The sequence below is a fragment of the Microbacterium sp. PA5 genome (assembly GCF_049860775.1).
Classification (GTDB): Bacteria; Actinomycetota; Actinomycetes; order Actinomycetales; family Microbacteriaceae; genus Microbacterium.
The window spans coordinates 2,435,732-2,453,503 of record NZ_CP187567.1 but is presented as its reverse complement, the minus strand read 5'-3'; the positions used below and the strand labels follow the sequence as shown (position 1 = coordinate 2,453,503).

At 71.7% G+C, this 17,772-nt stretch carries 18 protein-coding genes; 11 read left to right on the top strand and 7 right to left on the bottom strand.

Annotated elements, in window-relative coordinates; all coding sequences use genetic code 11:
- The first annotated feature begins 209 nt into the window (after positions 1–209).
- Together rplK and rplA are read left to right on the top strand one after the other, a co-directional pair.
- Positions 210–641, top strand: coding sequence for a 50S ribosomal protein L11 (gene rplK, locus ACPWUT_RS11640; RefSeq protein ID WP_284529989.1), 432 nt, complete (start codon positions 210–212; stop codon positions 639–641).
- A gap of 13 nt (positions 642–654) precedes the next feature.
- Positions 655–1,344: a 50S ribosomal protein L1 gene (gene rplA, locus ACPWUT_RS11635; RefSeq protein WP_284529988.1), complete on the top strand. Its 690-nt coding sequence runs from the start codon at positions 655–657 to the stop codon at positions 1,342–1,344.
- Positions 1,345–1,444: 100 nt separating this feature from the next.
- Here the strand turns inward: rplA and ACPWUT_RS11630 are convergent, their stop codons facing one another.
- The gene (locus ACPWUT_RS11630; protein ID WP_284529987.1) at positions 1,445–1,723 is read right to left on the bottom strand and encodes an acylphosphatase; all 279 of its coding nucleotides are present in this window, start codon (positions 1,721–1,723) and stop codon (positions 1,445–1,447) included.
- Positions 1,724–1,781: 58 nt separating this feature from the next.
- On the opposite strand from ACPWUT_RS11630, the gene ACPWUT_RS11625 reads away from it, so the two are divergent.
- On the top strand, positions 1,782–2,138 hold the full coding sequence (locus ACPWUT_RS11625; protein ID WP_425837759.1) for an iron chaperone: 357 nt from the start codon (positions 1,782–1,784) through the stop codon (positions 2,136–2,138).
- Between the two features lie 35 nt (positions 2,139–2,173).
- On the opposite strand, the gene ACPWUT_RS11620 is transcribed toward ACPWUT_RS11625, so the two are convergent.
- Entirely contained in the window at positions 2,174–2,815 is a 642-nt protein-coding gene (locus ACPWUT_RS11620) for a LysE/ArgO family amino acid transporter (RefSeq protein WP_425842269.1), read from the bottom strand.
- A gap of 72 nt (positions 2,816–2,887) precedes the next feature.
- Here ACPWUT_RS11620 and ACPWUT_RS11615 point away from each other — a divergent pair, with 72 nt between their 5' ends.
- Positions 2,888–3,769: a LysR family transcriptional regulator ArgP gene (locus ACPWUT_RS11615; protein ID WP_284529985.1), complete on the top strand. Its 882-nt coding sequence runs from the start codon at positions 2,888–2,890 to the stop codon at positions 3,767–3,769.
- A 153-nt stretch (positions 3,770–3,922) separates the two neighbouring features.
- Here ACPWUT_RS11615 and ACPWUT_RS11610 read toward each other — a convergent pair whose 3' ends face one another.
- Both ACPWUT_RS11610 and ACPWUT_RS11605 read right to left on the bottom strand, forming a co-directional pair.
- Positions 3,923–4,954, bottom strand: a complete 1,032-nt coding sequence (locus ACPWUT_RS11610) for an NADP-dependent oxidoreductase (RefSeq protein WP_284529984.1) — start codon at positions 4,952–4,954, stop codon at positions 3,923–3,925.
- Positions 4,955–5,104: 150 nt separating this feature from the next.
- A complete protein-coding gene (locus tag ACPWUT_RS11605) occupies positions 5,105–6,292 on the bottom strand; it encodes an ROK family protein (protein WP_425837755.1) in 1,188 nt (395 codons plus the stop codon).
- Between the two features lie 115 nt (positions 6,293–6,407).
- Here ACPWUT_RS11605 and ACPWUT_RS11600 point away from each other — a divergent pair, with 115 nt between their 5' ends.
- The 7 genes from ACPWUT_RS11600 to ACPWUT_RS11570 all read left to right on the top strand — a co-directional run bounded on the left by ACPWUT_RS11600 (position 6,408) and on the right by ACPWUT_RS11570 (position 14,492).
- Positions 6,408–7,517: a Gfo/Idh/MocA family protein gene (locus ACPWUT_RS11600; protein ID WP_425837752.1), complete on the top strand. Its 1,110-nt coding sequence runs from the start codon at positions 6,408–6,410 to the stop codon at positions 7,515–7,517.
- On the top strand, positions 7,514–9,112 hold the full coding sequence (locus ACPWUT_RS11595) for a sugar ABC transporter ATP-binding protein (protein WP_425837749.1): 1,599 nt from the start codon (positions 7,514–7,516) through the stop codon (positions 9,110–9,112). Before ACPWUT_RS11600 ends, ACPWUT_RS11595 begins: the two co-directional genes overlap by 4 nt.
- Positions 9,109–10,188, top strand: coding sequence for an ABC transporter permease (locus ACPWUT_RS11590; protein WP_425837746.1), 1,080 nt, complete (start codon positions 9,109–9,111; stop codon positions 10,186–10,188). The genes ACPWUT_RS11595 and ACPWUT_RS11590 overlap by 4 nt, the downstream gene beginning before the upstream one ends.
- Positions 10,185–11,264 carry an ABC transporter permease gene (locus ACPWUT_RS11585; protein WP_425837743.1) on the top strand — a complete coding sequence of 360 codons (1,080 nt, stop codon included), beginning with the start codon at positions 10,185–10,187 and terminating at the stop codon, positions 11,262–11,264. Before ACPWUT_RS11590 ends, ACPWUT_RS11585 begins: the two co-directional genes overlap by 4 nt.
- Before the next feature lie 18 nt (positions 11,265–11,282).
- Positions 11,283–12,497: a substrate-binding domain-containing protein gene (locus tag ACPWUT_RS11580; protein WP_425837740.1), complete on the top strand. Its 1,215-nt coding sequence runs from the start codon at positions 11,283–11,285 to the stop codon at positions 12,495–12,497.
- Positions 12,498–12,619: 122 nt separating this feature from the next.
- A complete protein-coding gene (locus tag ACPWUT_RS11575; protein ID WP_425837737.1) occupies positions 12,620–13,486 on the top strand; it encodes a sugar phosphate isomerase/epimerase family protein in 867 nt (288 codons plus the stop codon).
- Complete coding sequence (locus tag ACPWUT_RS11570) at positions 13,479–14,492, top strand: sugar phosphate isomerase/epimerase family protein (protein ID WP_425837734.1); 1,014 nt, start codon at positions 13,479–13,481, stop codon at positions 14,490–14,492. The genes ACPWUT_RS11575 and ACPWUT_RS11570 overlap by 8 nt, the downstream gene beginning before the upstream one ends.
- 22 nt (positions 14,493–14,514) lie before the next feature.
- Here the strand turns inward: ACPWUT_RS11570 and ACPWUT_RS11565 are convergent, their stop codons facing one another.
- The 3 genes from ACPWUT_RS11565 to ACPWUT_RS11555 all read right to left on the bottom strand — a co-directional run bounded on the left by ACPWUT_RS11565 (position 14,515) and on the right by ACPWUT_RS11555 (position 17,517).
- Positions 14,515–14,973, bottom strand: a complete 459-nt coding sequence (locus tag ACPWUT_RS11565) for a MarR family winged helix-turn-helix transcriptional regulator (protein ID WP_284529974.1) — start codon at positions 14,971–14,973, stop codon at positions 14,515–14,517.
- 10 nt (positions 14,974–14,983) lie between these two features.
- Positions 14,984–16,663, bottom strand: a complete 1,680-nt coding sequence (locus ACPWUT_RS11560) for an MDR family MFS transporter (protein ID WP_425837731.1) — start codon at positions 16,661–16,663, stop codon at positions 14,984–14,986.
- A gap of 164 nt (positions 16,664–16,827) precedes the next feature.
- Entirely contained in the window at positions 16,828–17,517 is a 690-nt protein-coding gene (locus ACPWUT_RS11555) for a YqaJ viral recombinase family protein (RefSeq protein WP_284529972.1), read from the bottom strand.
- Positions 17,518–17,772 lie beyond the last annotated feature (255 nt).

Genomic DNA, 17,772 nt, shown 5'->3' with positions numbered 1-17,772 from the left:
TCAACGACCGGGTGGCCACTCCCGGGCGTTGAGCGAGGGAGCGCAGCGACCGAGACGAAACGGCGTGCCCCGGCGGGCAGCGCCATCCGGTAGACTTGAGCGGTTGCGCGCGTGTCGCGCACCGAACCCACCACCGTCAGGAATCGCCTGATACGTGGAAGCGCGCCTGCTGAGCACCCGCTCGCCGGCGCTCGACAGAAGGAAAGAGAATGGCACCGAAGAAGAAGGTGACCGGCCTGATCAAGCTCCAGATCAACGCCGGTGCCGCCAACCCGGCGCCGCCGATCGGCCCCGCGCTCGGTCAGCATGGCGTCAACATCATGGAGTTCTGCAAGGCGTACAACGCGGCGACCGAGTCGCAGCGCGGCAACGTCATCCCCGTGGAGATCACCGTCTACGAGGACCGCAGCTTCACGTTCATCCTGAAGACCCCGCCGGCGGCGGAGCTCATCAAGAAGGCGGCCGGCGTGGCCAAGGGCTCGCCGACCCCGCACACGACCAAGGTCGCGAAGCTCACCAAGGATCAGGTTCGCCAGATCGCCGAGACGAAGCAGCCCGACCTGAACGCGAACGACCTCGAGGCCGCCTCGAAGATCATCGCCGGCACCGCCCGCTCCATGGGCATCACGGTTGAGGACTGAGGGGAAGACGCACATGGCTAAGTCCAAGGTTTACGAAGCAGCCGCGGCCAAGATCGACCGCGACTCGTTCTACACGTCCACCGAGGCAGTGAAGCTCGCCAAGGAGACGGGTTCGAAGAAGTTCGACTCCACCGTCGAGGTCGCCCTCAAGCTCGCGGTCGACCCGCGCAAGGCCGACCAGATGGTCCGCGGCACGGTCATCCTGCCGCACGGCACGGGCAAGACCGCCCGCGTCATCGTGTTCGCCACCGGTGCCGCGGCCGAGGCCGCCATCGCCGCGGGTGCGGACGAGGTCGGCGGCGCCGAGCTCATCGAGAAGGTCGCGGCCGGCTGGACCGCGTTCGACTCGGCCGTCTCCACGCCCGAACTCATGGGCCAGGTCGGTCGCCTCGGCAAGGTGCTCGGTCCCCGCGGCCTCATGCCGAACCCGAAGACCGGCACCGTGACCCCCAACCCGGCCAAGGCCGTGGAGGAGATCAAGGGCGGCAAGATCGAGTTCCGCGTCGACAAGCACGCCAACGTGCACTTCGTCGTCGGCAAGGCCTCGTTCACGGCCGAGCAGCTGGACGAGAACTTCAAGGCCGCTCTCGAGGAGATCGTGCGCCTGAAGCCGTCGAGCTCGAAGGGCCGCTACATCCAGAAGGGCGCCGTGTCGACCACGTTCGGCCCCGGCATCCCGCTGGACGTCAACTCGCTCGCCTGACCCTTCGACAGGCTCAGGGGCAACCCGTACGCACAGGGGCTCCACCTTCGGGTGGGGCCCCTGTGGCGTTCACCGGAGTGATCGCCCCGTCGATCGCCGGTCAGCCGTCGGCGCGCACCTCGAAGGACGACTCGGACGTCGTCGCGTCGAGCTCGGTGACCCGGGCGCTCGTCACGGATGATCCCGGCGGGCCCTCCGCCATCCACGCGAGCACCTCGTCGACCTGGCTGCCGGAGCCTTCGACCTCGGCTTCGACCGTGCCGTCGCGGCGGTTGCGCACCCAGCCGGTCACGCCCGCCTCGCGCGCGACCATCCGCATCGTGTAGCGGTAGCCGACGCCCTGGACCGAGCCGTCGACGATCACATGGACCCGTCTCATGGACTTATCCTGGCACCTGCCCACGTCGGCGCGCGGGCCCGCGTGGGAGGATGCGGGCATGGCGACGCTGCACACGATCGATGACTACCTGGCGGGACTCGAGGCTCCGGATGCCGCGGTGATCGGCCACGTCTACGACGTCGCCCGGGAGGTCGTCCCGAACGCCGCGCAGGGGAAGGGCTACGGTATGCCCGCGCTCACCTACCGCGGCAAGCCCCTGCTGTCGGTGATGCGGGCGAAGTCCCACATCGGCGTGTATCCGTTCAGTCCCGCGGCCATCGTCGCGGTGGCCCCGCTGCTGTCGGGCGTCGACCATGCGAAGGGCACCATCCGGTTCGATCCCGCCGACCCGCTGCCGGACGACACCGTCCGGGCCCTGGTCCTCGCGCGGCGGGAGCAGATCGACGGCGTCTGAGCGCGACGGCCGGCGCTCGTGCCGGATGCTCTCCGTCAGGGCCAGACGAGGCTGACCGCGATCACGATCATGACGACGGCGATGATCCCGTCGAGGATGCGCCAGGCGCGCGGGGTCGCCAGCCAGCGGCCGAGGTAGCGGGCGCCGAGGGCGAGTCCGAAGAACCACAGCAGGCTCGCCAGGCTCGCCCCGGCGGCGAACCACCAGCGGGTCTCGCCGTGCGTGCTGGCGACCGATCCGAGGAGGAACACCGTGTCGAGGTACACGTGGGGGTTGAGCCAGGTGAGGGCGAGGCACGTCAGCAGCACCGGTGCGAGGCGGGTGGCGGTCGCGGTGCCGCCGCGGGGAGTGGAGGGCGCGGGCGCTGCCGCACCGTCGACCCGCAGCGCCTGCCCGGTGGGGCGGAGCGCGCGCCGCGCGGCGAGCAGTCCGTAGACGAGGAGGAAGGCGAACCCGGCCCACCGGACGACGTCGACCAGCCAGGGCACGGTGTGGAGGATCAGGCCGAGCCCCGAGACGCCCACCACGATGAGGACGGCATCGGAGACGGCGCACACCGCCGCGACGGCGAGAGCATGCTCGCGCCGGATGCCCTGGCGCAGCACGAAGAGGTTCTGCGCGCCGATCGCCACGATGAGCGACAGTCCGAGGCCGATGCCGGCGAGGAAGGAGGGGATCACGTCGACGACGCTACGACGGTGCACATCTGAAATCCAGTTCACGATCCTTGCGGTGCGTAAGCTGAGCTAATGCAGCTGTCCGCCGAGCTCGCGCGCACCCTCGCGACCGTCATCGACGAGGGGAGCCTCGACGCGGCCGCCCGGCGCCTCCACATCACGCCGTCGGCGGTCAGCCAGCGCATCCGGTCCCTGGAGGAGCAGACCGGCCGGGTGCTCCTGGTGCGCGCCAAGCCCGTCCGCCCGACCGAGGCGGCGCACGCGGTGGTCCGGTACGCGCGCCAGCTCGCGCTCCTCGAGCACGACGCACTCGCGGAACTCGGTGCCGAGCGGGCGCAGGTCACGATCCCGCTGGCGGTCAACGCGGACTCCCTGGCGACGTGGTTCCTCGCGCCGCTCGCGCGCCTGTCCGCGTCGCGTGCCGTCGTCTTCGACCTCCACCGCGACGATCAGGACTTCACGGCGGCGCTGCTGGAGGCCGGCACGGTGATGGGGGCGGTGACCTCGCGCTCCCAGCCGGTCGCGGGATGCCGCGTGGTCGCCCTCGGCACGATGCGCTACGAGGCGGTCGCCACCCCCGAGTTCGTCGCGCGGCGACTGCCCGAGGGCCCGACGGCGGAGGCCCTGGCGGTCGCGCCGCGCGTGGACTTCGACCGTCGCGACGACCTGCAGCGGCAGTGGCTCGAAGCGCGGGGCGTCGCGGGCGACACCGGGCCGCGCCACTATGTGCCGGCCTCGCACGACTTCGCCGTCGCCGTGGCGATGGGGTTCGGGTGGGGCCTGCTGCCGGGCTTCCAGTCCGCGGCGGCGCTCGCGTCCGGGGAGCTCGTCCGCCTCGGCGCGCCTCCGGTGGACGTGCCGCTGCACTGGCAGCAGTGGAACCTGCGGTCGGCCCTCCTCGATGCCGTCGCCGACGAGGTCGTGGCCGAGGGGCGGCGCGTGCTCACCGGCTGACGCGGGGGCGAAAGCAGGCTGGATCGCGGGCGAGGGCCGGCTGCAGGGCCCGACGCGGCGGTCGGCCCTGCGTCTGCCACCGTTCCGGCCACGGATGCCGCGGACGGGATTCCAGCCACGGATGCCGCGGACGGGACCAGGCGGAAGCCCGCGTCAGGCGTCGCCCACCCGCAGCACGATCTTGCCGCGCGAGTGACCCCGCTCGAGCTCGGCGTGGGCCTCGGCGGCCTCCGTCAGGTCGAACACGCGGTCGACGTAGACCTGCACGGCGCCCGAGTCCAGGAGGCGGGCCAGCGTGGACAGCACCCCGCCGTCGGGGACGACCTTGTACGACGTCGCCCGCACGCCGGCCGCGTCGGCGGCCTCGGCGTACCCGGGCCACGCGCCCGTGGGCACCATGATGTACAGGCCGCCGCGCCGCAGCACCGACAGCGACCGCGAGCCGGTGTCGTCGTGGGCGTTGCCGACGAGGTCGATGACGACGTCCACTTCGCCGACGACGTCCTCGAAGCGGGTCGTCGCGTAGTCGATCACCACGGCGGCTCCGAGCTCGCGCAGCCACGGCAGGTTGCGGTCCGAGCCGGTGGCGGTCACGTGGGCGCCGAAGTAGGCGGCCAGCTGCACGGCGAAGTGACCGACGCCGCCGGATCCCGCGTGGATGAGGACGCGCTGGCCTTCGTGCGCGTGGGCGGTCTCGACGACGAGCCCCCACGCGGTGAGTGCGGCGAGGGGGACCCCGGCCGCCTCCACGTGGGACAGGGCGGCGGGCTTCCGCGCCACCGACAGCGACGGCACGACGACGTACTCGGCGTAGCTGCCGCCGGAACGGGGGAAGGGGACCATCCCGAACACCTCGGTGCCGGGCGGGAGCGGGTGCGCCTCGTGCGGCGAGGACACCACGACGCCGCTGAAGTCGAATCCGAGCGTGCTCGGGTGGCGGTCGATCGCGCCGAAGACGCCGCGGCCTCCGCGGGTCTTGGCGTCGATGGGGTTGGTGCCGGCGGCGACCACGCGCACCAGCAGCTCGCTCATCACCGGAGCGGGGACGGGGAGGGTGGCCTCGTGGAGCGCCTCCGGTCCGCCGGGGGCGTCGAACACGACCGCGCGCATCGTCTCGGGCGGCGCAGCCACCTCGGCGGTGCCCGACGCCGGATGCGGGGCGCTACGCAGGGGACGGAACTTCATGGGACGCTCCTTCCGCGCGCATGTCTTCATCGGCAGCACTCGTTGCTGGTGCAGTCAGTCAACCGCGCGATTGTCTCAGGCGTGTTACGCCGGTGCTACCGGCTGCCGCAGGATCGCCGGGACCGGTCCGCCGGCGGCACGGCGAGGGGGTCAGCGCGCCGCGAGAGCCTCGACGTGGGCGGGGGAGAGGACGTGCTGGGTGACCATGATGGCGGCGCCGCGGACGCCCGCCGTCTCGCCGGCCTGGGACTGGACGATGCCGAGATGCTGGGTCGCCAGCGGGATCGACCGGCGGTAGACGACCTCGCGCACGCCTGCCAGGAGGTGCTCGCCGGCGCGGGCGATGCTCCCTCCGATCACGATGATCGACGGATTCAGCAGGTTGACCACGGTGGAGAGCACCTCGCCCACCTCCCGCCCCGCCTGGCGCGTGGCGGCGATCGCCTCGGCGTTGCCGGCGCGGACGAGACGCATCACATCCGCGCTGTCCCGCGCCTCCACGCCGCGTGCGCGCAGAACAGCGGCGATCGCCGGTCCGCTCGCGATGGCCTCCAGGTCGCGCTCGTCGCCGGCGGTGCGGGGCGAGTCGTGGCTGTAGGGCACCTGGACGTGGCCGATGTCGCCGGCCGAGCCCTGTGCGCCGCGCTGGAGCACGCCGCCGGAGATGATGCCGGCGCCGATGCCGGTGGCGACCTTCACGAAGATGAGGTCGTCGACGCCCGACCAGCTGAGCGACTGCTCGCCGAGCGCGAGGATGTTCACGTCGTTGTCGACCAGCACCGGCACCTCGAACGTCCGCCGGACGTAGGCGGGCACGTCGAAGCGATCCCACCCCGGCATGATCGGGGGGTTGGTCGGCATCCCCGTCGAGTGCTCGACGGGGCCGGGGACGCCGATGCCGACCCCGACGAGGAGTCCGTCTCCGATGCCCTGCGCGGACAGCAGCGCGGCGCCCTCACGGGTCACCGCGTCGAGCACGGCTTCGGGGCCGGAGCTGATGTCGAGTGCGTGCGTCCGGGAGGCGAGCATCCGCCCGGAGAGGTCGGCGACGGCGATGGTGGCGTGGGTGGCGCCGAGATCGGCGGCGAGCACCGCGCCCGCGGCGGGGTTGAAGGCGACCCGCGCCGGCGGGCGGCCGCCGGTGGATGCCGCTTCTCCCGCGGGGCGGAGCAGTCCTGCGGCGAGCAGGGTGTCGATGCGACTCGACACCGTGGAGCGGGCGAGGCCCGTGAGCGTCGCGAGCTCTGCTTTCGTGCGCGCGCGGCCGTCTCGCAGGATCTGGAAGAGTTCTCCTGCACCGGGAACGGGCGCACCGGCGGCGCGGACGGCGTCGACCATGGCGACAGTAAAGCACAGGGACCTCTGTCGGCACAGGCACGACTTTCGATATCGACCGGATAACTTTTGACGAAGCACTAGCAAAAGTTGCCTGCGCCGTGTCAGACTCCTCGACATGACTACGGAAGTCACCGACATCGGCGTCGGGACGATACGCACGGGGCTGCTGGGCGGCGGGTTCATGGCCCGCGTGCACACCGCGGCCGCCCGCGCTGCCGGCGCCGACCTCGTCGGAGTGGCGACCTCGACCGCCGCGGGGGGCGCCGCCGCGGCGCGCGATCTCGGCTACCGCCGCGCGGGATCGGATGCCGCCGCGCTGCTGGCAGACGGCGACATCGACGTCGTCCACGTCTGCACCCCCAACACGACGCACGCGGGTCTCGCCCGCGCGGCGCTGCTCGCAGGGGTTCACGTGGTGTGCGAGAAGCCGCTGGCGACCTCCGTGGACGACGCTCGCGCGCTCGTCGCGCTCGCGCAGGAGCGCGGCCTCGTGGGCGCCGTGCCCTTCGTCTACCGCTATCACCCGATGATCCGCGAAGCCCGCGCCCGGGTCGCGCAGGGAGAGATCGGCGCAGTCCTCACCGTCGACGCCGCGTACCTCCAGGACTGGATGCTGCTGCCCTCGGACGACGACTGGCGGGCGGACGGCGACGCCGGGGGACCGTCGCGCGCGTTCGCCGACATCGGCTCCCACCTGTTCGACCTCATCGAGTTCGTGTCGGGCCAGCGGGTCACCCGCGTCTCGGCGCGCACCCGCCGCGTGTACGACCGTCGCGGCGACGACCGGGTCGTCCGCAACGAGGACATCGCCGCCGTCATGTTCGACCTCGCCTCGGGCGCGGTGGGCACGGCCCTCATCAGCCAGATGGCCGCCGGACGGAAGAATGCGCTCACCCTCGAGCTCCACGGCGCGCGGCGCAGCGTGCGCTTCGAGCAGGAGCGCCCCGAGGAGCTGTGGATCGGCGACCGCATCTCGTCGCAGCTGCTCCTGCGTGATCCCGCGACCGCCAGCGCCGATGCCGCGCGGATCCAGCGCGTGCCCGCCGGGCACCCCATGGGGTACCAGGACGCCTTCGACGCCTTCGTCATCGACGCGTATGCGGCCATCCGCGGCGGCGCCCCCGAGGGGCTCCCCACCTTCGCCGACGGCCTGCGCGCCGCCGTGCTCACCGATGCGGTCCTGGCATCCGCCGCCGCCGACAGCTGGATCGAGGTGCCCGCGTGACCGACACCGCTCTCACCGACGCGCCGCGAGGCGGAGGCGCCGATGACGGCGTCGTGCTCCGCGCGCGCGGCGTCGGCAAGTCCTTCTTCGGTGTGGAGGTGCTCTCGGGCATCGACCTCGACGTGCGCCGGGGCGAGGTGCACGGCCTCGTCGGCGAGAACGGCGCCGGCAAGTCCACGTTCATGAAGATCCTCGCCGGCGTGCACCCGGCCGACCGCGGCACCGTCGAGTTCGAGGGCGCCGACGTCGCCTACAGCCACCCGCGTCAGGCGATGGACGCCGGCCTGGTGACGGTGTTCCAGGAGTTCACGCTGCTTCCCGAGCGCACCGTCGCGCAGAACGTGTTCCTCGGCCGCGAGCCGCGGCGGGCGGGTTTCGTCGACCGCGGCGGGATGATCGCGCGCACGCGGGCGCTGCTCGACGACCTCGGCGTCGGGTTCATCGACCCGAATGCGCGCGTGGGGTCGCTCACGGTCGCGGAGCAGCAGATCGTCGAGATCGTCAAGGCGCTCTCGTTCGACGCCCGCCTGATCTCGATGGACGAGCCGACGGCCGCCCTCAGCGACCACGAGGTCGAGCTCCTCTACGCCATCGTGCGCCGCCTCACCGCACGCGGCGTGGCGGTGGTCTACGTCTCGCACCGGCTGAAGGAGATCTTCGATCTCTGCGACCGGATCACGATCCTCAAGGACGGCGCGCTGGTCTCCACCGACGCCACGTCCGATCTCACCCCCGACGAGCTCGTGCGCCGCATGGTCGGCCGCCCCATCCAGTCCTACTTCCCCGCGCCGGTGGAGGGCACCGTCCGCGGTGACGCGCTGCTGGAACTCGACGGGTGCGGCAACGAGTTCGTCGACGGGGTGGACCTCTCCCTCCACGCGGGCGAGATCGTGGGCGTGGCGGGGCTGCAGGGCTCCGGGCGCACCGAGCTCGTCGAGGGCGTCTTCGGCATCCACCCGTTCTCGCGGGGGACCGTGCGGGTGGCGGGAGCGCCGGTGCGCTTCCGCCACGGCCGCGACGCCGTGCGGGCGGGACTGGCGCTGGTGACCGAGGACCGCAAGGCCCAGGGCCTGGCGCTCGGGCAGTCGGTCATCGACAACGCGCTCCTGGTCGTCCGGAGCGTCTTCGCCGGCCGGACCCGGGCTGCGCGCCGCGAGATCCCCGGCATCCTCAGCGCGCTCGAGATCAGCTCGCGGGGCGTGGAGCAGGAGGTGCGCTTCCTCTCCGGCGGCAACCAGCAGAAGGTCGTGCTCGCCAAGTGGCTCGTCACCGATCCGCGGATCGTGCTGTTCGATGAGCCGACGCGCGGCATCGACGTGGGGGCAAAGGTCGCCGTCTACCAGCTCATGCGGCAGCTCGCCGCCGAGGGCAAGGCGGTGCTGATGGTCTCGAGCGAGCTGCCGGAGGTGATCGGGATGAGCGACCGCATCGTGGTGATGCGGGACGGGGAGCTCGCCGCAGAGCTTCCCGCCGGCTCCGCCGAGCACGAGGTGCTCGCGGCGGCGACGGGCACGCGGGAGAGCGCCGGCGCCGTCGTCGCCGACCCGCGTGTGAGCAGCGACCCGCGCGCGAGCACGGGGGAGGAGCAGCGATGAAGCGCCTGCGCATCGACTCGACCGTCATCGTCCTCGGCATCCTGCTGCTGACGATCGCCGTGGGCGCCGTGCTGGTCGCCACCGTGGGACGGAGCTTCTTCAGCCCCGGCAACATCCGCGACATCCTCACGGGCATGAGCGTGCTGGGGCTCGTCGCGATCGGGCAGACCCTCGTGGTGCTCGGCGCATCGCTCGACCTGTCGGTGACGTACGTCATGAGCCTGTCGAGCCTGCTCGCCGCGACCACGATGGCGGGCAACCCCGCCAACATCCCGTGGGCGGTCGCCTTCACGCTCCTCGTCTGCGCGGGGATCGGGCTCGCGAACGGGCTCATCGTCACGGTGCTGAAGGTCAACGGCTTCATCGCGACCCTGGGCGTCGGGCTCATCCTCCAGGGCGTGCTCAACACCAACTTCCAGGGCAGCGCCGGATCGGTGCCGTGGGACTTCCAGCTCATCGGCGCCGTCGGGCTCGGCCCGGTCCCGCTGTCGACGCTGATCATGCTCGCGCTCGCCGTCGCGGTGTGGTTCCTTTTGGACCGCACCCGAACGGGCGCGCATCTGTTCGCGGTCGGCGGCGACCCCGAGGTCGCCCGCCTCTCCGGTGTGCGCACCCGGCCGCCCCTCGTCGCCGCGCACGTCATGTGCTCGCTGTTCGCCGGGCTCGCGGGCCTCCTGCTCGCCAGCCGGCTGGGCGTCGGCAGTCCCACGGTCGGTCAGCAGGGCGGATACGCGCTGCTGTCGATCGCGGCGGTCGTCCTGGGCGGCACGCTCCTCCTCGGCGGCCGGGGCTCCGTGTGGGGCACCATCGGCGGCGTCGCGATCTTCGCCGTACTGGACAACGTGATGAGCGTGATGCAGGTGAACCCCTTCCTGAAGGACGTCGTCCGCGGCGTCGTGATCGTCGCCGCGGTCGCCGTGTACAGCCGCCGCGCCGTCGTGCGCCGCCGCTCGCGATTCGGGCCGGGAGGCACCCGCACCGGCGGGGATGCGGCGGCCATCGCCGCCGCGCCCGCCATGGCGGCCGCCTCGGCCGCGCTCGATCCGGCCGCCGACGCCGAAGGGGGAAGCCGATGAACGCCCTCCGCACCCTCGTCAGCCCGCGCGGCGCCGTGTTCCTGCTGCTGGTCGTGCTCCTCGTCACGGTCGCGATCCTGAACCCGTCGTTCGCCGAGCCGGGTCAGTTCATGCGCTACATCCAGCGGGTGGCCCCGGTGGCCATCATCGCGATCGGGCAGTACTTCGTGATCATCGCCGGCGAGTTCGACCTCTCGCAGGGGTCGCTCATCACCGCGCAGGTCATCATCGCCGGGAACCTCGTCGGCCAGGACGACTCCCGCACGGTGCCGGTGCTGCTGCTCATGCTGGTGTTCGGCGTGCTGATCGGGCTGGTCAACGGGCTCCTGACGACGCTGCTCCAGGTGCCGTCGTTCATCGTCACGCTCGGCATGATGCTCGCGCTGCTCGGCGGGGTCATGTGGTGGACCGGCGGCGCCGCGACCGGCAACCCCGCCGACAGCTTCCGCCAGATCGGCCGCGGCGGTCTCCGCGATCTCCCGGTCATCGACTTCCTGCCGTGGTCCGTCCTGATCCTCGCGGGCTGGCTCGCGCTCGGCATCTGGCTCACCACGCGCCCCTATGGCAAGGTGCTGATCGCTCTCGGCGACAACGCGCGCGCGGCGCGCTACGCGGGTGCCCGCTCCTGGTGGGTCACGACGCGCGCGTTCGTGATCTCGTCGGTGTCGGCCACGGTCTCGGGCGTCCTGCTGGTCGGCTATGCCGGCGTCCACCCGTCGGTCGGCCGCGGGTACGAGTTCATCGCGATCACGGCGGTCGTCCTCGGCGGCGTCGTCCTCGGCGGAGGGCGCGGCTGGATCGTCGCCGCCGTGGCGGGCGCGTTCGTGCTCGAGGCGCTGTTCCTCGTCCTCAACATCTCCGGCGTCCCGTCGTCGCTGCGCGACGCGGTCCAGGGCGTCATCATCATCGCCGCCGTGGCCTACTCCGGCGTCGTCTTCCGGGCTCGCCGCCGGGGCGCGCCCCCCCTCCGCTTCCCCCGATCCGGGGAAGGAGCCCGACGTGCCCGCGCACGCGACGGCTCGCACGTCCGCACCATCTGCCCTCGCCTCCGAGGGTGTCCCAGAAACCAGAGCTGAAACCAGAGGAGACTAGCAATGCGACGATCGACGACGATCGCCACCGCTGCCGTGGCGATGATCGGGGTGTTCGCCTTGGCCGGGTGCACCACCGATCCGAATGTGGCCCCACCGGCCGCGACCGACCCCGCCCCCAGCGAGTCGGCGTCTGCCAACGAATGGTTCGACCAGGAGGTCTTCGACACGCAGGACGCCCAGCGCGGCGTCGCTCCGGAGGGGCCCGCCGACGAGCCCTACCTGCAGTACATCAACGCCGAGATGGTCGACACGTCGGGGTACGCGAGCGAAGGCGCCAAGAAGGCGTGCTTCGCCAACGCCTCGATCTCCAACCCGTGGCGCCAGACCGGCTGGATCACCATGAACCAGCAGTTGAAGGTGCTCCAGGAGGAAGGCGTGATCAGCGAGATGGAGACCCGCGACGCGCAGGACTCCGACGACACCCAGATCGCCGACATCGACTACTTCATCGCCGAGGGCGGCTGCGACGTCTTCCTCATCTCGCCCAACAGCACGGCGGCGATGACTCCGGCGGTCGAACGGGCGTGCGAGACCGGAAAGCCGGTCATCGTGTTCGACCGCGGCGTGCAGACCGACTGCCCCGTGACCTTCATCCACCCGATCGGCGGCTTCGCGTGGGGCATCGACACGGCCGAGTTCCTCATCGAGAACCTGGAGCCGGGCGACAAGGTCGTGGGTCTGCGGATCCTTCCGGGCGTCGACGTGCTCGAGCAGCGCTGGGCCGCCGCCGAGAAGCTGTTCACCGAGGCGGGCATCGACGCGGTGGACTACTTCACGGGCGCCGATCCCGCCGAGATCAAGAGCATCATCAGCGACGAGCTCGCCAAGGGCGACGTGAAGGGCATCTGGATGGACGCCGGCGACGGCGCCGTCGCGGCGATCGAGGCCTTCGAGGACGCCGGCGTCGACTACCCGGTGATGACCGGCGAGGACGAGATGAGCTTCCTGCGCAAGTGGAAGGAGACGGGCCTGACCGGGCTCGCCCCCGTCTACTCGAACTTCCAGTGGCGGACCCCGCTGCTGGCGGCGCAGAAGATCTTCGCCGGCGAGGAGATCCCCAAGGAGTGGGTGCTCCCGCAGAGCCCCATCACGGTCGATGAGCTCGACCAGTACCTGGCGGCCAACGAGGGCATGCCCGACGGCCACTACGCGAAGTTCGGCGGCGAGAACCTGCCGGGCTTCCCCGAGGTCTGGCAGCAGCGGCAGATCCCGTAACGGGCACGTCGCGGCGTTTCGTCTCGCTGCGCTCGCTCAACGGCCGCGGGCCGACATCCCGCCGGTCGTTGAGCGAGCCGCGGGCGAGACGAAACGCGACATCCCTTCGAGGTGAGGAAGACATGACCCGCAGGATCGGCGTCAACACATGGGTGTGGACATCGCCGCTCACCGACGACACCCTGCCGGCGCTGGCCCGCAAGGCCGCCGCGCTCGGCTTCGAGGCGATCGAGCTCCCGCTGGAGAGCCCGGGCGACTGGGATGCGGCGCGGGCGCGCGACCTCCTCCACGAGCTCGACCTGGAGCCCGTCGTCGTGGGCGCGATGGGGCCGGGCCGCTCGCTCGTCGCCCGCGCGGGCGACGTGGCGGCGACGACCGAGTACCTGCGGACGTGCCTGCGCGCCGCCTCGACGATCGGGGCGACCCGCGTGGCGGGTCCCTTCTACGCGCCCACCGGGGTCACGTGGCGGATGGATGCCGCCGAGCGCGCGGCGGTCGAGGCGGAGCTGCGGGACAATCTCCGGCCGCTGGCGGACCAGGCGGCGGACCTCGGGATCCGGCTCGCGGTCGAACCGCTCAACCGCTACGAGACGAGCCTGCTCAACACCGTCGACCAGGCGATGGCCGCGCTCGGCCCGCTCCTCGGCGACGGACTCGGCCTCGCGCTGGACACCTACCACCTGAACATCGAGGAGAAGCGGCCGCAGGACGCCATCCGCCGCGCCGGTGCCGCGATCGCACACGTCCAGGTGTGCGGCAGCGACCGCGGGACGGTCGGCGAGGACCACACGGACTGGCCCGGGATCCTCGGCGCGCTCGACGACGCCGGCTACGACGGGGTGCTGGGCCTGGAGAGCTTCACCGGGGAGAACGCCACGATCGCGGTGGCCGCGTCGGTGTGGCGTCCGCTCGCCGTGTCGCAGGACGCCCTCGCGGCCGACTCGCTCGCGTATCTTCGAGCACATGACGCGAAGGAGCATCATGGCTGAGCATCCGGTCACCCTGTTCACCGGGCAGTGGGCCGACCTCCCGTTCGAGGAGGTCGCACGGCTCGCCGCCGAATGGGGGTACGACGGCCTGGAGATCGCGGCGTCCGGCGATCATCTCGACCTCCGCCGAGCGGATGAGGACGACGCCTACGCGCGGTCGCGCCTCGAGATCCTCGACCGGCACGGGCTGCGCGTGTTCGCGATCTCGAACCACCTCGCCGGCCAGGCGGTCTGCGATGCGCCGATCGACTTCCGTCACCGGGCGATCCTCCGCGAGTACGTATGGGGCGACGGCGACGCCGAGGGGGTCCGGCGACGCGCAGCCGAGGACATGAAGCGGGCGGCGCGGGTGGCCCGAAAGCTCGGCGTCGACACCGTCGTGGGCTTCACGGGGTCGTCGATCTGGCCGTACGTGGCGATGTTCCCGCCGGTTCCGTCCGCGGTGATCGAGGCGGGCTATGAGGACTTCGCGGCGCGGTGGAACCCCATCCTCGACGTGTTCGACGCCGAGGGGGTGCGATTCGCGCACGAGGTGCACCCGGGCGAGATCGCGTACGACTACTGGACCTCACGGGCGGCGCTCGAGGCGATCGGGCATCGCGAGGCCTTCGGGTTCAACTGGGACCCCTCGCACATGATGTGGCAGGGGATCGACCCCGTCGCGTTCATCGTCGACTTCGCCGACCGCATCTACCACGTGGACTGCAAGGACACCCGGCTGCGTCCCACGACCGGCCGGGCGGGGATCCTCGGCTCCCACCTCCCCTGGGGCGATCCGCGGCGCGGGTGGGACTTCGTCTCCACCGGGCACGGCGACGTGCCCTGGGAGGACGCGTTCCGCGCGCTCGACGCGATCGGCTACGCCGGCCCCATCTCGATCGAGTGGGAGGACGCCGGCATGGACCGCCTGCACGGCGCCGCCGAGGCCGTCGGCTTCGTCCGGTCGCTCCTGTGGCGCGCCCCGGCGGCCTCCTTCGACGCGGCGTTCAGCCACCAGGAGAGCTGAGCGCGGTCCGGCAGCGCCCTCGTCAGGGACGCGCGCCGCTCGTCAGCGCGTGCAGCAGCCGGGTGAGGTTGCGGATGTCCTCTTCGTCCCACTCCTCGAGGTTGCGCAGCAGCAGGTCCTCCTGGGGCAGCCGGGCGGCCTGCAGCCGCTCGAGGCCGAGCGCGGTCGGAGAGAGGAGGCTGGAGCGGCCGTCGCGCGGATCGGGCGAGCGCTCGACGAGCCCGAGCGTCTCGAGCTCGCGCACCGTGCGCGACAGCTGGCCCTTGTCGACGAGCAGATCCTCCGCCAGCGCCGACTGCGTCACCGACTCGCGCCGGACGATCGTCGTGAACACCTTGTAGGCGCCGGGGAGCATCCCGGGGCTGACCCGATGGGCGTTCTCGGTGATGATCCGGCGGAAGTGGTTGATCAGCTCGCTGAACTGCGCCTCGAGGGCGCGCACCGCCTCGGTGCGCGCCTCTCGGGACTCGGTGGACGACATCGGATCGACCTTAGTCCTTCGGGCCCGCGTGCTCGCGTCCGGCGTCGGCCGCGCCGGAGGCGACTCCCGCGGCATCCACCGTCGGGACCGAGCCGGTCGCGGTGAGGGTCCCCATGGCGGCGGGGACCGACACGGTCGCGAGGTCGGCCTCGCCGGCCTGCAGGCGCTCGGTGGTCGTCATCGTCGTCAGCGGCTTGTTCGGGAGGAACACGATCGCCAGGAGGCTCAGCACCGCGAACGGCACGGCGATGAGGAAGGAGTGCGAGATCCCGTTGGCGTAGATGTCCTCGAACACGATCCGCAGTGCTTCGGGCATCGCCGAGACCTGGGGGAGCGTGCCCGACTGCAGCTGGGCGGCCCAGGTCTGCGCCTCGGTGCCGAGGGTGGCCAGGGCGGCGGTGATGTCGTCGGTGCGCTCGCCGACGAGCTCGGTCACGCGGGTGGCGAGCGCCGCTCCCATGACCGAGACGCCGATGGTGCCGCCGAGGCTGCGGAAGAACGTCACACCGGAGCTCGCGACGCCGATCTGCGTCGGCTCCGTCGTGTTCTGCACGACGAGCACGAGGTTCTGCATCGTCATGCCGACGCCGGCGCCGAGCAGGAACATGTAGATCGAGACGAGCGTGAAGTCGGTGTCGTAGTGGATGGTCGACAGCAGCACCGAGCCCGCGATGAGGAACACCGCACCGAGGACCAGGAAGGCCTTCCACTTGCCGAACCGCGTGATGAGGGCGCCGACGCCGATCGAGGCGACGAGCAGCCCGCCGATCATGGGGATCGTCATGACACCCGCCTCGGTGGGGGTCGCTCCCCGGGCGAGCTGCATGTACTGGCTGAGGAACACCGACGCGCCGAACATCGCGATGCCGGTGGCGATCGACGCGATCACCGACAGCGTGAAGGTGCGGTTGCGGAACAGCGACAGCGGCACGAGCGGCTCGCGCGAGCGCAGCTCGACGAGGACGAACAGCACGGCGCCGAGGACCGCGCCGCCGACCATGAGCACGGTCTCCAGGCTCCACCACTCGAACGAGTCGCCGGCGAGGGTGACCCAGACGAGCAGGAGCGAGACGGCCGCCGAGAGGAGCACGATGCCGAGGTAGTCGATCGAGGTCTTCTTCTTCGGCCGGGCGGGGACGTGGAGGGTCTGCTGCACCAGGATCAGCGCGATGATGGCGACGGGGAGGGCGACGAAGAAGTTCCAGCGCCAGCCCCAGGCGTCGGTGATGACGCCGCCGAGGAGCGGTCCGCCGATGGTGGCGACGGCCATGACGGCGCCGAACAGGCCCATGTAGCGGCCGCGCTCGCGCGGGCTGATGATGTCGGCCATGAGCACCTGGCTGAGTGCGGCGAGTCCGCCGGCGCCGATGCCCTGGACGGCGCGGAAGGCGATCAGCATCTCCGGGTTCTGCGAGAAGCCGGCGGCGGCGGTCGCGAGCACGAAGATGAGGATCGCGAGCTGGTAGAGCACCTTGCGGTTGGTGAGGTCGGCGAGCTTGCCCCAGATCGGCGTCGAGATCGCCGTGGTCAGCAGGGTGGCCGTGACGACCCAGGTGAAGGCGACCTGGTTGCCGTCGAGGTCGTGGATGATGACGGGCAGCGAGGTGGACACGACGGTCGATGCGAGCATCGACACGAACATGCCGAGGAGGAGGCCGGAGAGCGCTTCGAGCACCTGGCGGTGCGTCATGCGCGGTTTCTCGACGGCGTCGGACGAGGGAGTGGACATGCGGTTCCTTGCGACAGTTAGTTGATATAGGTCAACGGTTGAGATCGGTCAACTATATGTCCAATCGTTGACGCGCGTCAACTATTCCCCGCGCGCGAAGCTGCGGCGGGGGCGCGGAGGATCGCTCAGTCGGCGAGGGCGAGCGCGCGGAAGGGCTCGCGCGGTCGCGCGGGTGCGGGCGGTGCGGCCGGGACCTGCGCGCGGCGCAGGGTGGTGCGGCGGTACAGCTCGTCGATCAGCTCGGTCGCGAGGCCCACGAGCAGCCGGATCTCCCGCTCGTCGCGATCGACCCACGCGCAGCGGGGCTCGTCGCCCACCGGCACGAAGTCGGAGTGCTCCTCCCACACCACGAGCGTCCGCTCGGCGCCGAGCACGTGCTGCTGCCACCAGACCTGGCGCAGATAGGTGCGGGGGATCGACCGCCACGTCTTGTTGGTGGTCTTGATCTCGCAGAGGGTCACCCGGCCCGACGCGTCGACGGAGATGCCGTCCGGTGTGGCGAGATGGCGCTTCTCGATCTCGGCGTGGAACAGCGCCGACGACGGCTGGATCGCATGCGTCGCCGCGACCCACGCCGCGATCTCGGGCTCGCGGCGGCGGCCGTGGGCGGTGTAGGCGTTGCCCGAGAAGCTCGAGCCGCCCGACAGCTTCGCGTCGGCGGCGCGCGCGATGGCGTTGCCGCTCGTGAGCTGCGCGACATCGGTGGCCGTGATCCCTCGTGAGCGGGCGCGCATCCACGCGACACGGTCTCGCGAGTCCGCGATGATCCGGGATGCCAGCGCCGGCGCGACGCGTGCAATGGCCTCCGGAGTCATGTCTTCGAGGCTAACCCGCGGATCCGACCTCGGCCCGCACGACACCCCCTCGCGCTCCGCGATCCCGCCCTCTCCCGCCGACCCCACCCTCTCCCGCCGACCCCACCCTGTCGCGCCGACCCCGCCCTCTCGTGCCGCGCCGCAGGGGGTGGGGTCGGCGGGATGGGGTGGGGTCGGCAGGCTTCCCGGCCGGCTGCCGACGCGGCGGACCCGGCGCGGCGGCTCCTCCCCAGGCGGTGGGAGTGCGGCGCGGGC

Excerpts from the sequence above, each read along its gene's own strand:
- rplK (WP_284529989.1), top strand. The coding sequence starts at position 210 with ATGGCACCGAAGAAGAAGGTGACCGGCCTGATCAAGCTCCAGATCAAC.
- rplA (WP_284529988.1), top strand. The coding sequence starts at position 655 with ATGGCTAAGTCCAAGGTTTACGAAGCAGCCGCGGCCAAGATCGACCGC.
- ACPWUT_RS11630 (WP_284529987.1), bottom strand. The coding sequence starts at position 1,723 with ATGAGACGGGTCCATGTGATCGTCGACGGCTCGGTCCAGGGCGTCGGC.
- ACPWUT_RS11625 (WP_425837759.1), top strand. The coding sequence starts at position 1,782 with ATGGCGACGCTGCACACGATCGATGACTACCTGGCGGGACTCGAGGCT.
- ACPWUT_RS11615 (WP_284529985.1), top strand. The coding sequence starts at position 2,888 with ATGCAGCTGTCCGCCGAGCTCGCGCGCACCCTCGCGACCGTCATCGAC.
- ACPWUT_RS11610 (WP_284529984.1), bottom strand. The coding sequence starts at position 4,954 with ATGAAGTTCCGTCCCCTGCGTAGCGCCCCGCATCCGGCGTCGGGCACC.
- ACPWUT_RS11605 (WP_425837755.1), bottom strand. The coding sequence starts at position 6,292 with ATGGTCGACGCCGTCCGCGCCGCCGGTGCGCCCGTTCCCGGTGCAGGA.
- ACPWUT_RS11600 (WP_425837752.1), top strand. The coding sequence starts at position 6,408 with ATGACTACGGAAGTCACCGACATCGGCGTCGGGACGATACGCACGGGG.
- ACPWUT_RS11590 (WP_425837746.1), top strand. The coding sequence starts at position 9,109 with ATGAAGCGCCTGCGCATCGACTCGACCGTCATCGTCCTCGGCATCCTG.
- ACPWUT_RS11585 (WP_425837743.1), top strand. The coding sequence starts at position 10,185 with ATGAACGCCCTCCGCACCCTCGTCAGCCCGCGCGGCGCCGTGTTCCTG.
- ACPWUT_RS11580 (WP_425837740.1), top strand. The coding sequence starts at position 11,283 with ATGCGACGATCGACGACGATCGCCACCGCTGCCGTGGCGATGATCGGG.
- ACPWUT_RS11575 (WP_425837737.1), top strand. The coding sequence starts at position 12,620 with ATGACCCGCAGGATCGGCGTCAACACATGGGTGTGGACATCGCCGCTC.
- ACPWUT_RS11570 (WP_425837734.1), top strand. The coding sequence starts at position 13,479 with ATGGCTGAGCATCCGGTCACCCTGTTCACCGGGCAGTGGGCCGACCTC.
- ACPWUT_RS11565 (WP_284529974.1), bottom strand. The coding sequence starts at position 14,973 with ATGTCGTCCACCGAGTCCCGAGAGGCGCGCACCGAGGCGGTGCGCGCC.
- ACPWUT_RS11560 (WP_425837731.1), bottom strand. The coding sequence starts at position 16,663 with ATGACGCACCGCCAGGTGCTCGAAGCGCTCTCCGGCCTCCTCCTCGGC.
- ACPWUT_RS11555 (WP_284529972.1), bottom strand. The coding sequence starts at position 17,517 with ATGACTCCGGAGGCCATTGCACGCGTCGCGCCGGCGCTGGCATCCCGG.